The organism is Streptomyces sp. NBC_00597 (assembly GCF_041431095.1).
Taxonomy (GTDB): domain Bacteria; phylum Actinomycetota; class Actinomycetes; order Streptomycetales; family Streptomycetaceae; genus Streptomyces.
Window position 1 is genome coordinate 6430599 of sequence record NZ_CP107757.1, and the last position, 12925, is coordinate 6443523.

Sequence of the window (12925 nt, forward strand, 5' to 3'; positions counted from 1 at the left end):
TGCTGCCCCCGCTCAGTCCTTGAGCCGGGGCAGCACCTGTTCGCACAACAGGTGCAGGCTGCGCCAACCCTCGTCCAACGGCATCCCGCCGCACAGCGGGTGCAGCACCAGGTTCCCCGCCTCGCCCGCGCCCCTGGCGTACGCGACCGCCTCGTCCGGGGTCAGCACCCGGTACACGCCCTCCGCCCGCAGCTCCGCCACCGAGCGCGCGGCCGACCGTACGGCGCTGCGGATGTCCTTCGACTGCCACGACGCGTACGTGCCCGCCTCGTGCAGGAAGTGCTCCCCGAACTCGGCCCACACCCGGTCCGGGTCCTCGGCGACGTGCAGCAGCGGGGTCTCGGCCGCGGGCATCATGCAGAAGCCCTCCGTCCCGTGCTCCGCGAGCTGCGCCTGGTAGTACGCCTCCAGCTCCGGCAGGTGCGCGCTGGGGAAGAACGGCAGCCCGAGCCGGGCCGCGCGCCGGGCCGCCGCCCGGGAGCTGCCGCCGACCAGTAGCAGCGGGTGCGGCCGTGTGAAGGGCGTCGGCGTCACCCGTACCGTGCGGCCCCGGAAGGCGAACGGCTCGCCCGTCCACGCCTTCAGCAGGGTCTCCAGCAGCTCGTCCTGGAGCCGGCCGCGCCGGCCCCACTCGACGCCGTGCTGCTCGTACTCCTCGGGCCGGTAGCCGATGCCCGCGACCGTCACGAGGCGCCCGCCGCTCAGCAGGTCCAGGACGGCGATGTCCTCGGCCACCTTCAGCGGGTCGTAGAGCGGGCCGATGATCGCCGATACGGTGACCGCGATCCGGCGGGTGGCGCCGAAGACCGCGCCCGCGAAGGCGAACGGCGAGGGCAGCCAGTTGTTCGCGGTGCCGTGGTGCTCCTCGGTCTGGACGGTGTCGATCCCGCGGTCGTCCGCGTACTTCGTCATCTCCAGGGCGGCCTTGTAGCGGGCGGAGAGGGTCTCCGGAGTGCCGTTCGGGTCGACGAGATTGAACCGGGCCACGGTGATGGGCATGGAGAAGTCCCCCTTCGCCGGATGTGGGTGGGTGGGCGAAGGGGGACGTTAGCTGACGTGGCGTCAGTTGGACAGGGATCCGACGCGCGCGGGCTCCTCGCCCGGGTCCGCGCCCGCCACCGGGGCGGGCTCCGCGGGCGCCGTGCGCGGCAGGACCGCGTACAGAGCGCCGGAGGTGACGATGCCGGCCGCCCAGCCCAGGCCGTTCTGCCCGATCCAGGTGCCGGCGAGCGGCCCGCCGAACCAGTCGACCTTGGTGAACAGCAGCCCCACGACCAGGGCCAGGCCCCACGCGGTCATGGCCTGCCAGGCGAACCCGCCCCGGTACCAGTAGGCGCTGGCGCGGCTGGTGTCCAGCAGCGCGGCGCCGTCGTACGAGGTCCGGCGCAGCATGTCGACGCCGAACACGCCGATCCACGCCGAGAAGGCCACGGCGAGCAGCGTCAGGAAGGAGATGAACGAGCCGAAGAAGCTGGTCGCCACCACCATCAGCAGGAAGCCGAAGACCAGGCTGATGATCGCGTTGACGCTGACGGCCGCCGCGCGCGGGACCTTGATGCCGAGGGTCTGCGCCGTGAATCCGGCCGAGTACATGGACATCGAGTTGATCAGCAGCATGCCGACGAGCGCGATCAGCAGGTACGGCACCGCGATCCACGCGGGCAGCAGATTGCCGATGAAGGAGACCGGGTCCTGGGCCGTGGCCAGGTCCGGGGTGCCCACCGCCATGACCGCGCCCATCAACACCATCGGGATCACCACGACGGCCGCGCCGCCGATCGTCGCGCCGACCATGCCCTTGGCGGAGGCCGTACGCGGCAGGTAGCGGGTGAAGTCCGGGCCGGAGGGGACCCAGCTGATGCCGCCCGCGGCGATGGTGCCGATGCCGGCGATCATCATCGCGGTCGAGCCGGCCGGCTTGCCGAAGACGGCGGACCAGTCGGTCTCCACGACCAGATAGCCCAGCACCAGCACGCTGAAGGCACCGAAGAAGTACGTCGACCAGGTCGAGCAGACGCGCAGCGCGCTGATGCCGAGGCCGGACACCAGGAACGTGCAGCCGACGAAGAGCAGCAGGGTGACCACGATCAGCGCGGTGTTCTTCCGCACGCCGAACAACAGGTCCAGCACCGTCAGCACGGCGAACGCCCCGCTGACCGCGTTGATGGTCTCCCAGCCCCAGCGGGCGACCCAGATCAGGGCGCCGGGGAAGAGGTTGCCGCGCTGGCCGAACACGGCCCGCGACAGGGCCATGCCGGGGGCGCCGCCGCGCTTGCCGGCGATCGAGATCAGACCGACGAGCCCGTACGAGACGACGGGCGCGGCGATCGCGACGACCAGCACCTGCCAGATGTTGAGCTTGTTGAGGATCACCAGGCCGGCGCCCATGGTCAGCAGCAGCACGCTGATGTTGGCGGCGACCCAGGTGGGCACGAGCTCGCGGACCCGGCCGGTGCGCTCGCAGTCCGGGACGGGATCAAGCCCGCGGGTCTCGACCGACGTCTCGGTCGGCGGTCGTATCGCACCGTCTATCGCACCGTCGGCGGGCTCGGCAGGCATGCAGTACTCCGGATGGGCAGGAGGGCGTACGGGGAAGTCGCCCATCATCGTAGATGTGCCGCTAAGACCACAAATAGAGGCTTACGGCCCGGCCAGGACCGTGGGAATCGGGGGTCCGGGGCCGCCGTGGCCGATACTGGACGAGTTATGGACATCCTCATCCTTGCTGTAGTCATCGCCCTGGTCGCGGTCGGCGTGATCAGCGGGCTCGTGGTCAGTAGCCGCAAGAAGAAGCAGCTGCCGCCCTCGGCGCCGTCGAGCACGCCGACCATCACTGCCCCGCCCGCCGAACCGCAGGTGGGGGAGGACGCCGTAGAGACGGCGGAAGAGCCCCGCCGCACCATCGAGGAGGTCGCCCTCCCCGAAGCGGAGGCTGCGGCTCCCGAGGCGCCCGTCGTCGCCGAGCCCGAGGCGCCGGCAGCCCCCGAGATCGAGGTGCCCGAGCCCACCGCCGGCCGCCTGGTCCGGCTGCGCGCCCGCCTCGCCCGGTCGCAGAACTCGCTCGGCAAGGGGCTGCTCACGCTGCTCTCGCGCGAACACCTCGACGAGGACACCTGGGAGGAGATCGAGGAGACCCTCCTGATCGCCGACGTCGGTGTCGTGCCGACGCAGGAGCTCGTCGACCGGCTCCGCGAGCGGGTCAAGGTGCTCGGCACCCGCACCCCGGTCGAGCTGCGCACCCTGCTCAAGGAGGAGCTGCTGACCCTGGTCGGCACCGACTTCGACCGCGCGGTCAAGACCGAGAGCGCCGCGGACACCCCGGGCGTCGTGATGGTCGTCGGTGTGAACGGCACCGGCAAGACCACCACCACCGGCAAGCTGGCCCGCGTGCTGGTCGCCGACGGCCGCTCCGTGGTGCTCGGCGCGGCCGACACCTTCCGCGCCGCCGCCGCCGACCAGCTCCAGACCTGGGGCGAGCGGGTCGGCGCGCGCACCGTACGCGGCCCCGAGGGCGGCGACCCGGCCTCGATCGCCTACGACGCGGTCAAGGAGGGCATCGCCGAGGGCGCCGACGTGGTGCTCATCGACACCGCCGGCCGCCTGCACACCAAGACCGGCCTCATGGACGAGCTCGGCAAGGTCAAGCGCGTCGTGGAGAAGCACGGCCCGCTCGACGAGATCCTGCTCGTCCTGGACGCCACCACCGGGCAGAACGGTCTGACCCAGGCCCGCGTCTTCGCCGAGGTCGTGGACATCACCGGCATCGTGCTGACCAAGCTCGACGGGACCGCCAAGGGCGGCATCGTCGTCGCCGTCCAGCGCGAGCTCGGCGTCCCGGTCAAGCTCATCGGCCTCGGCGAGGGCCCCGACGACCTCGCGCCCTTCGAGCCGGAGGCGTTCGTGGACGCCCTGATCGGCGACTGACCGAGCGCACGCGGCCCGCAGACCGCACGCAGCACAGTGCCCCGCGTTCCGCCCGGAACGCGGGGCACTGTGCTGCGTGGCCGGGTCAGCGCCGCAGGCGGTGACAGATGTACGCGAGGGTGCCGAGCAGCAGCCGGGCCTGCGGCGGGCCGCCCGCGGAGTCGAGCGCGGGCGGCCGCAGCCAGCCCACCGGGCCGAGCCCCGCGTAGTCGGAGGGCGGGGCGGTCAGGAAGGCGCCGGTCCCCAGGGCGCGCAGGTCGAGGTCGGCGTCGTCCCAGCCCATCCGGTACAGCAGCTGCGGCAGCTCGGCGGCCGCGCCCGGGGCCACGAAGAACTGGGCCCGACCGTCCGGGGTCGCGGTCACCGGCCCGAGCGGCAGACCCATCCGCTCCAGGCGGACCAGCGCGCGGCGGCCCGCCTCCTGCGAGACCTCGATGACGTCGAAGGCGCGGCCCACGGGGAGCAGGACCGCCGCCCCCGGGTAGCCGCCCCAGATGTCGGTGACCTCGTCGAGGGTGGCGCCCGCCGGGACGGTCGGAGCCAGCGGCAAAGGATGTGCCCCCGGTGCGCCGCAATGCGCATGCCCGCAGGAGCAGCCGCGGGCGGGGGCCGCGGCGCGGGCGCCGGGGACCACGTCCCAGCCCCACAGTCCGGTGTACTCCGCGACCGCCGTGCATTCCGAGGTCCGGCCGCGGCGCCGCGAGCCGGAACGGAACTCCTTGGTGCTGCGGCTGCCGCCGATCGTGAAGCCCATGCCCATGCCCCCTCCAACGGGTCGGACGCGCAGGTGGTTACGACGTCGGCGGGACGGGATGCGGGTGCGAGCCCGGTGCCCGAAGGGGCTACCCGGCGCACTCCTCGCCGCGCGCGCCCCCGGTGCACTCCCGTCCATCCGATCGTTTTCGCCTCGGTGTCAAGTGAATCGCGCCTGGCGGGTGGCTAGTTCATTCAAAGGGGTGGCGAATGGTGGCGTTTCTGGAATCGCCCTCGCGGAGCGGGTGATCGTAGGATTACTTTCAGTGCACCAAACCCCGAAGGCGGGCCGTCCGTGGTTATGCCGGAGGCAACGTGTGGAGGATCTGTGAAGGTCCGTGGCGGCGCTCGCCGCCCCAGCCAGGGTTTCGTGTGAAGAGGCTGAGTGGATGGGGGCGTTCCAGTGAGCGGCAACGGCGCAAGCGGAACGAGCGACGACCCGGAGGTCCCGGGTTCCGCGGGCCGCAATGAGCAATTGACCTCCTGGTTCGTCCGCAGCGGCTGGTCCAAGGGCGAACTCGCCCGGCAGGTGAACCGGCGGGCCCGCCAGATGGGCGCCCACCACATCAGCACGGACACCTCCCGGGTGCGCCGCTGGCTCGACGGCGAGCAGCCCCGCGAGCCCGTCCCGCGGATCCTGTCCGAGCTGTTCTCCGAGCGCTTCGGCTCCGTCGTCGCCATCGAGCAGCTCGGACTGCGCACCGCCCACCAGACGCCCTCCGTCTCCGGCGTCGACCTGCCCTGGGCCGGCCCCCAGACCGTCGAACTGCTCGGCGAGTTCTCCCGCAGCGACCTGATGCTGGCCCGCCGCGGCTTCCTCGGGACCTCCCTGGCCCTCTCCGCCGGCCCCGCCCTCATCGAACCCATGCAGCGCTGGCTGGTCCCGGTCCCCGCCACCGACCCGGCCCCGCGCGAGGCGGGGGCGTCCGGAGCGCTCAGCGGCCACCGCCCCCCGCGGCTCTCCGAACCCGAACTCGGCCTCCTCGAAGCCACCACCGTGATGTTCCGCCAGTGGGACGCCCAGTGCGGCGGCGGACTGCGCCGCAAGGCCGTCGTGGGCCAGCTCCACGAGGTCACCGACCTGCTCCAGGAGAACCACCCGGCCCCCGTCATGCGGCGGCTCTTCAAGGTCGCCGCGGAACTCGCCGAACTCGCCGGCTGGATGAGCTACGACATCGGCCTGCACCCCACCGCGCAGAAGTACTTCGTCCTCGCCCTGCACGCCGCCAAGGAGGGCGGCGACAAGCCCCTCGGCTCGTACATCCTCTCCAGCATGAGCCGCCAGATGATCCACCTGGGCCGGCCCGAGGACGCCCTCGAACTCATCCACCTGGCGCAATACGGAAGCCGCGACTCCGCCGGCCCGCGCACCCAGGCGATGCTGTATGCGATGGAGGCCCGCGCCTACGCCAACATGGGCCAGCCCAGCCGCTGCAAGCGGGCCGTCCGGATGGCCGAGGACACCTTCTCCGACGTCGATTTCGGCGGCGAGCCCGAACCCGACTGGATCCGCTTCTTCTCCGAGGCCGAACTCAACGGCGAGAACTCCCACTCGTACCGCGACCTGGCCTACGTGGCAGGGCGCAGCCCCATGTACGCCTCCCTCGCCGAACCCGTCATGCAGCGGGCCGTGGAACTCTTCCAGAAGGACGACGAGCACCAGCGCTCGTACAGCCTCAACCTCATCGGCCTAGCCACCGTCCACCTGCTCCAGCGCGAGCCCGAACAGGCCGTGGTCCTCGTCGACCGCGCCCTGAAGGTGGCGGAAAAGGTGCGCTCCGAACGGGTGAACACCCGGATCCGCAAGACGGTCGACACCGCCGCCCGTGAGTACGGCGACGTCGCCGACGTGGTCCGGCTGACCGACCAGCTCGCCTCCCGCCTCCCCGAGGCCGCGGAGGCCGTCTGACGGCCCCGGCGGCCGCCCCCCAAGGCCCCGGCCGCGGCAGTCACCCCGTGAAGCCCGATCAGGCTCCCCCAGCCAGGTCATCCGGGTCATTGCCGCGGCCGGTCTCGCCCTGTGCCTGAACCGGCGCCGCCGCTCTCGCCGCGGTGGCTGCTCGCCGTCGTGGCTGCTCAGTCACCGGTTGCCGTGTTCATCACGTCGTAACAACCCGGATGCCTTCGTCATCGGAGTGAAACACCGAGCGGCGCCGCCGGAAACCGGCCTGCGCGAATCTCATGGTCAATAACCGGCCAGCCCCCAGGCCCCACCCCCGGCCTTACGCCTTGCGCCGCTCAGGTTTTCACGATCGCCCGCACGCGAACGTACCGACGACGAGGAGACGCCGATGGCATCAGCCATCACGACCCTCGCGGCAGACACCCCGACGCTGTCTGCCGCGAACACCGGGTTCATGCTCATCTGCTCCGCCCTGGTCATGCTGATGACCCCGGGACTCGCCTTCTTCTACGGAGGCATGGTCCGCGTCAAGAGCAGCCTCAACATGCTGATGATGAGCTTCATCAGCCTGGGGATCGTCACGATCCTCTGGGTCCTCTACGGCTTCAGCCTCGCCTTCGGCACGGACTCCGGCAGCATCATCGGCTGGTCCTCCGACTACGTCGGCCTCAGCGGCATCGGCATCACCGAGCTGTGGGACGGCTACACCATCCCGGTCTACGTCTTCGCCGTCTTCCAGCTGATGTTCGCCGTCATCACCCCTGCCCTGATCAGCGGCGCCCTGGCCGACCGCGTCAAGTTCAGCGCCTGGGCCCTGTTCACCGCCCTGTGGGTCACCGTCGTCTACTTCCCGGTCGCCCACTGGGTCTGGGGCGCCGGCGGCTGGCTCTTCGAACTCGGCGTCATCGACTTCGCGGGCGGCACCGCCGTCCACATCAACGCCGGCGCCGCGGCCCTCGGCGTCATCCTGGTCATCGGCAAGCGCGTCGGCTTCAAGAGGGACCCGATGCGCCCCCACAGCCTCCCGCTCGTGATGCTCGGCGCGGGTCTGCTCTGGTTCGGCTGGTTCGGCTTCAACGCAGGCTCCTGGCTCGGCAACGACGACGGCGTGGGCGCGGTCATGTTCGTCAACACCCAGGTCGCCACCGCCGCCGCCATGCTCGCCTGGCTCGGCTACGAGAAGCTGCGCCACGGCTCCTTCACCACCCTCGGCGCCGCCTCCGGCGCGGTCGCCGGCCTCGTCGCGATCACCCCCTCCGGCGGCTCCTGCTCCCCGCTCGGCGCGATCGCCATCGGCGCCATCGCCGGCGTCGTCTGCGCCATGGCCGTCGGCCTCAAGTACAAGTTCAACTTCGACGACTCCCTCGACGTGGTCGGCGTCCACCTCGTCGGAGGCGTCATCGGCTCGCTGCTGGTGGGCCTCTTCGCCACCGGCGGGGTCCAGTCCGACGTGGCCGGCCTCTTCTACGGCGGCGGCCTGGAGCAGCTCGGCAAGCAGGCCATCGGGGTCTTCTCCGTCCTCGCCTACTCTCTCGTCGTGTCCGCGGTCCTCGCCTTCCTCCTCGACAAGACGATCGGGATGCGGGTCACCGAGGACGACGAGGTCTCCGGCATCGACCAGGTCGAGCACGCCGAGACCGCCTACGACTTCAGCGGAGCCGGCGGCGGAGCCTCCTCCAGGAGCACCGCCGCACCCGTATCCGCCGCCGCGAGCAAGAAGGTTGACGCATGAAGCTGATCACCGCGATCGTCAAGCCGCACCGGCTGGACGAGATCAAGGACGCCCTCCAGCGGTTCGGAGTCCAGGGGCTCACGGTCTCCGAGGCCAGCGGGTACGGCCGCCAGCGCGGGCACACCGAGGTCTACCGCGGCGCCGAGTACACCGTGGACCTCGTACCGAAGATCCGCATCGAGGTGGTCGTCGAGGACGACGACGCCGAATCGGTGATGGACGTCCTGGTCAAGGGCGCCCGCACCGGAAAGATCGGTGACGGCAAGGTGTGGAGCGTCCCCGTGGACGCGGTCATCCGCGTCCGCACCGGCGAGCGCGGCGCAGAAGCGCTCTGAGCGACGGGAGCTCCTGGGTGACGAGCGTCGAACAGACCACGACGGGCGATTCCGGCGAACCGTCCGGCTCGGGACCCAGCGGGTACGCCGCGGCCCGGCTGCGACTCCTCCAGGAGGAGTCGCGGTCCGGGCCTTCGCGGCGTTCCGCGCTGGCCGGGCTGACCGACGACTGGCTGAACGCCCTGTTCACCACGGCCCTGCGGGAGACCGGGGTACGGGGCGCCACCCTCGTCGCCGTCGGCGGCTACGGACGGGCCGAACTCTCCCCGCGCAGCGATCTCGACCTGCTGCTGCTCCACGACGGCAAGGCGGAGCCGCGGGCCCTCGGCGCCCTGGCCGACCGCATCTGGTACCCCGTGTGGGACCTGGGCGTGGCCCTCGACCACTCGGTACGGACCCCGGCCGAGGCCCGCAAGACCGCGGGCGAGGACCTCAAGGTGCACCTGGGGCTGCTCGACGCCCGGCCGGTCGCCGGCGACGCGGGCCTCCTCACGGGCCTGCGCACCTCGGTCCTGGCCGACTGGCGCAACCAGGCCGCCAAACGCCTCCCGCAGCTGCACTCCCTGTGCCGGGAGCGGGCCGAGCAGGCCGGAGAGCTCCGCTTCCTGCTGGAACCCGACCTCAAGGAGGCCCGCGGCGGACTCCGCGACGCCACCGCGCTGCGGGCGGTCGCCGCGTCCTGGCTGGCCGACGCCCCGCGCGAGGGACTGGCCGAGGCCCGGCGGCGGCTGCTGGACGCGCGGGACGCCCTGCACCTGGTGACGGGCAGGGCGACCGACCGGCTCGCGCTCCAGGAACAGGACCAGGTCGCGACGCAGCTGGGCCTGCTCGACGCCGACGCGCTGCTGCGCGAGGTGTACGAGGCCGCACGGGTCGTCGCCTACGCCGGCGACGTGACCTGGCGGGAGGTCGGGCGGGTGCTGCGGGCCCGGGCGGCCCGGCCGAGGCTGCGCGGGCTGCTCGGGCCCCGGGGGGCCGCCGTCGAGCGGGCGCCGCTCGCCGAAGGCGTCGTGGAGTCCGACGGCGAGGCCGTGCTCGCGCTGGCCGCCCGGCCCGACCGGGACCCGGTACTGGCCCTGCGGTTCGGCGCCGCGGCCGCACAGGCGGGCCTGCCGGTGTCGCTGCACGCCGTACGACGGCTCGCGGCGCAGGCGAAACCGCTGCCCGTGCCGTGGCCCGCGGAGGCGCGCGAGCAGCTGGTGACCCTGCTCGGCGCGGGGGAGCCCACGGTGGCCGTCTGGGAAGCCCTGGAAGCGGAGGGCCTGATCACCCGGCTGCTGCCCGACTGGGAACGGGTGCGGTGCCGCCCGCAGCGCAACCCCGTGCACACCTGGACCGTGGACCGGCACCTGGTGGAGACGGCGGTCCGCGCCTCGGCCCTGACCCGCCGGGTCGGCCGCCCCGACCTGCTGCTGATGGCCGCGCTGCTGCACGACATCGGCAAGGGCTGGCCGGGGGACCACTCGGTCGCGGGCGAGACCATCGCCCGCGACGTGGCCGTACGCGTGGGCTTCGACGCACAGGACGCCGCCGTCCTCGGGGTGCTCGTACGGCACCACCTGCTGCTGATCGACACCGCGACGCGGCGCGACCTCGACGACCCGGCGACGGTCCGGTCGGTCGCGCAGGCCGTCGGATCGGTCGGCACCCTGGAGATCCTGCACGCGCTGACCGAGGCGGACGCCCTGGCCACCGGGCCCGCGGCGTGGAGCACCTGGCGGGGCTCGCTCGTCGCGGACCTGGTGGCGCGGGTCGCCTCCGTCCTGCGGGGAGCGTCGCCGGTCGCCGCCGACTTGACCATCCCGACGACGGAACAGGAACGCCTCGCGGTGGAGGCGCTGCGCACCCGGGAGCCCGTACTGGCGCTGCACGCGCGCCAGGAGGAGGACGACGCCGTCGGGGTCGAACTGGTGGTGGCGGTCCCGGACCAAGCGGGGGTCCTCCCGGCCGTGGCCGGCGTACTGGCCCTGCACCGGCTCACGGTCCGGGCCGCGGACCTGCGCTCCCTGGAGCTCCCGGACCTGCCCGGTGAGGTCCTGGTCCTGCGGTGGCGGGTGGCCGCCGAGTACGGCTCCCTGCCGGAGGCGGCCCGGCTGCGCACGGACCTGGTCCGGGCACTGGACGGCTCCCTGGACGTCCCGGCGAAGCTGGCCGACCGGGAGGCCGCGTACCCGCGACGGCGCGGGGTGGTCCCGCCGCCGCCCCGGGTCACGGTGGTACCCGAGGTGTCCTCGCTGGCCACGGTCCTGGAGGTCCGGGCCCCCGACGCGGTGGGCCTGCTGCACCGCATCGGGCGCGCGCTGGAGTCCTCCGGGGTCCGGGTACGCAGCGCCCACGTGTCCACCCTCGGAGCGAACGCGGTGGACTCCCTGTACGTGGTCGATCCGGACGGCAAACCCCTGCCAGCACCCGCGGCCTCCGCCCTGGCCTCCCACCTGGAAGCCGCCCTCCGCTGACCCGGCGCCCCGGCCCGCCCCGGCTCCGCGCGGGCCGGGGCCGGGCCGGTTCCCGGTCAGGAGACGGGCCGACGGGTTCAGCATCCGGCGGGGCCCGATACCCTGGGGGACGACCACACGCCCCCGACCCGAGGAATCGCGACCACCGTGTTCGATACGCTTTCCGACCGCCTCAGCGCGACCTTCAAGTCCCTCCGGGGCAAAGGTCGCCTCTCCGAGCAGGACATCGACGCTGCGGCGCGGGAAATCCGTATCGCCCTCCTTGAGGCCGACGTCGCCCTCCCCGTGGTCCGCTCCTTCATCGCGAACGTCAAGGAGCGCGCCCGCGGCGAAGAGGTCTCCAAGGCCCTGAACCCGGGCCAGCAGGTCCTCAAGATCGTCAACGACGAGCTCGTCTCGATCCTCGGCGGCGAGACCCGGCGGCTGCGCTTCGCCAAGACCGCGCCCACCGTGATCATGCTCGCCGGTCTCCAGGGTGCCGGTAAGACCACCCTCGCCGGAAAGCTCGGCCTCTGGCTCAAGGGCCAGGGCCACTCCCCGCTGCTCGTCGCCTGCGACCTCCAGCGCCCCAACGCCGTCAACCAGCTGAGCGTCGTCGCCGAGCGCGCCGGTGTCGCGGTCTATGCGCCCGCCCCCGGCAACGGCGTCGGCGACCCCGTGCAGGTGGCCAAGGACTCCATCGAGTACGCCCGCACCAAGCAGTACGACATCGTCATCGTCGACACCGCCGGCCGCCTCGGCATCGACCAGGAGCTGATGCAGCAGGCCGCGGACATCCGCGACGCCGTCAGCCCCGACGAGATCCTCTTCGTCGTCGACGCCATGATCGGCCAGGACGCGGTCAACACCGCCGAGGCCTTCCGCGACGGCGTCGGCTTCGACGGCGTCGTGCTCTCCAAGCTCGACGGCGACGCCCGCGGCGGTGCCGCGCTCTCCATCGCGCACGTCACCGGCAAGCAGATCATGTTCGCCTCGAACGGCGAGAAGCTCGACGAGTTCGACGCGTTCCACCCCGACCGCATGGCGGGCCGGATCCTCGACATGGGTGACATGCTCACCCTCATCGAGCAGGCCGAGAAGACCTTCAGCCAGGCCGAAGCCGAGAAGATGGCGGCCAAGCTCGCGAAGGGCCCGAAGGAGTTCACGCTCGACGACTTCCTGGCCCAGATGGAGCAGGTCCGCAAGATGGGCTCCATCTCCAAGCTGCTCGGCATGCTCCCCGGCATGGGGCAGATCAAGGACCAGATCAACAACATCGACGAGCGCGACGTGGACCGCACCGCCGCGATCATCAAGTCGATGACCCCGGCCGAGCGCCAGGACCCGCACCTCATCAACGGCTCGCGCCGCGCCCGTATCGCCAAGGGCTCCGGCGTCGAGGTCAGCGCCGTCAAGAACCTCGTCGAGCGCTTCTTCGAGGCCCGCAAGATGATGTCCCGCATGGCCCAGGGCGGCGGGATGCCCGGCATGCCCGGCATCCCGGGCATGGGCGGCGGCCCCGGCCGGCAGAAGAAGCAGGTCAAGCAGGCCAAGGGCAAGCGCAAGAGCGGCAACCCGATGAAGCGCAAGGAAGAGGAAGCGGCGGCAGCCGCCCGTCGCGAGCAGGGCCCGCAGAGCGCCCCGCCCGCCACCGGCAGCCCGTTCGGCCTTCCCGCCGGCGGCCAGTCCGGCCAGGACTTCGACCTTCCGGACGAGTTCAAGAAGTTCATGAAGTAAGGGCAGTCGCAGGGCGAGGGGCCCCGGCCGGATCATCCGGCCGGGGCCCCTTTCCCATGGGCTCAGCAGGCGCAATGGTGCGTTATATCCCTTATGGTCGGCCACG

9 protein-coding genes are annotated in these 12925 nt (G+C 72.1%); 6 read left to right on the forward strand and 3 right to left on the reverse strand.

The window, feature by feature from the left end; genetic code table 11:
* Positions 1-12 precede the first annotated feature (12 nt).
* Both OG974_RS29450 and OG974_RS29455 read right to left on the reverse strand, forming a co-directional pair.
* Entirely contained in the window at positions 13-999 is a 987-nt protein-coding gene (locus OG974_RS29450; RefSeq protein WP_327278773.1) for an LLM class flavin-dependent oxidoreductase, read from the reverse strand.
* A gap of 63 nt (positions 1000-1062) precedes the next feature.
* Entirely contained in the window at positions 1063-2559 is a 1497-nt protein-coding gene (locus OG974_RS29455) for a cytosine permease (protein ID WP_327278774.1), read from the reverse strand.
* Positions 2560-2706: 147 nt separating this feature from the next.
* On the opposite strand from OG974_RS29455, the gene ftsY reads away from it, so the two are divergent.
* Positions 2707-3924, forward strand: a complete 1218-nt coding sequence (gene ftsY / locus OG974_RS29460) for a signal recognition particle-docking protein FtsY (RefSeq protein WP_327278775.1) — start codon at positions 2707-2709, stop codon at positions 3922-3924.
* An 85-nt stretch (positions 3925-4009) separates the two neighbouring features.
* Here ftsY and OG974_RS29465 read toward each other — a convergent pair whose 3' ends face one another.
* Positions 4010-4678 (reverse strand): bifunctional DNA primase/polymerase, encoded by a 669-nt coding sequence (locus OG974_RS29465; protein ID WP_327278776.1) that lies wholly within the window; start codon positions 4676-4678, stop codon positions 4010-4012.
* 402 nt (positions 4679-5080) lie between these two features.
* On the opposite strand from OG974_RS29465, the gene OG974_RS29470 reads away from it, so the two are divergent.
* From OG974_RS29470 to ffh, 5 genes are all read left to right on the forward strand, one after another.
* The gene (locus tag OG974_RS29470) at positions 5081-6586 is read left to right on the forward strand and encodes a hypothetical protein (RefSeq protein WP_371644956.1); all 1506 of its coding nucleotides are present in this window, start codon (positions 5081-5083) and stop codon (positions 6584-6586) included.
* Between the two features lie 382 nt (positions 6587-6968).
* Positions 6969-8312: an ammonium transporter gene (locus OG974_RS29475; protein ID WP_327278777.1), complete on the forward strand. Its 1344-nt coding sequence runs from the start codon at positions 6969-6971 to the stop codon at positions 8310-8312.
* A complete protein-coding gene (locus OG974_RS29480; protein WP_053691083.1) occupies positions 8309-8647 on the forward strand; it encodes a P-II family nitrogen regulator in 339 nt (112 codons plus the stop codon). The genes OG974_RS29475 and OG974_RS29480 overlap by 4 nt, the downstream gene beginning before the upstream one ends.
* 17 nt (positions 8648-8664) lie before the next feature.
* Positions 8665-11103, forward strand: coding sequence for a [protein-PII] uridylyltransferase (locus OG974_RS29485; protein ID WP_327278778.1), 2439 nt, complete (start codon positions 8665-8667; stop codon positions 11101-11103).
* A 147-nt stretch (positions 11104-11250) separates the two neighbouring features.
* Positions 11251-12819 (forward strand): signal recognition particle protein, encoded by a 1569-nt coding sequence (ffh, locus tag OG974_RS29490; RefSeq protein ID WP_328763835.1) that lies wholly within the window; start codon positions 11251-11253, stop codon positions 12817-12819.
* Positions 12820-12925: the final 106 nt, after the last annotated feature.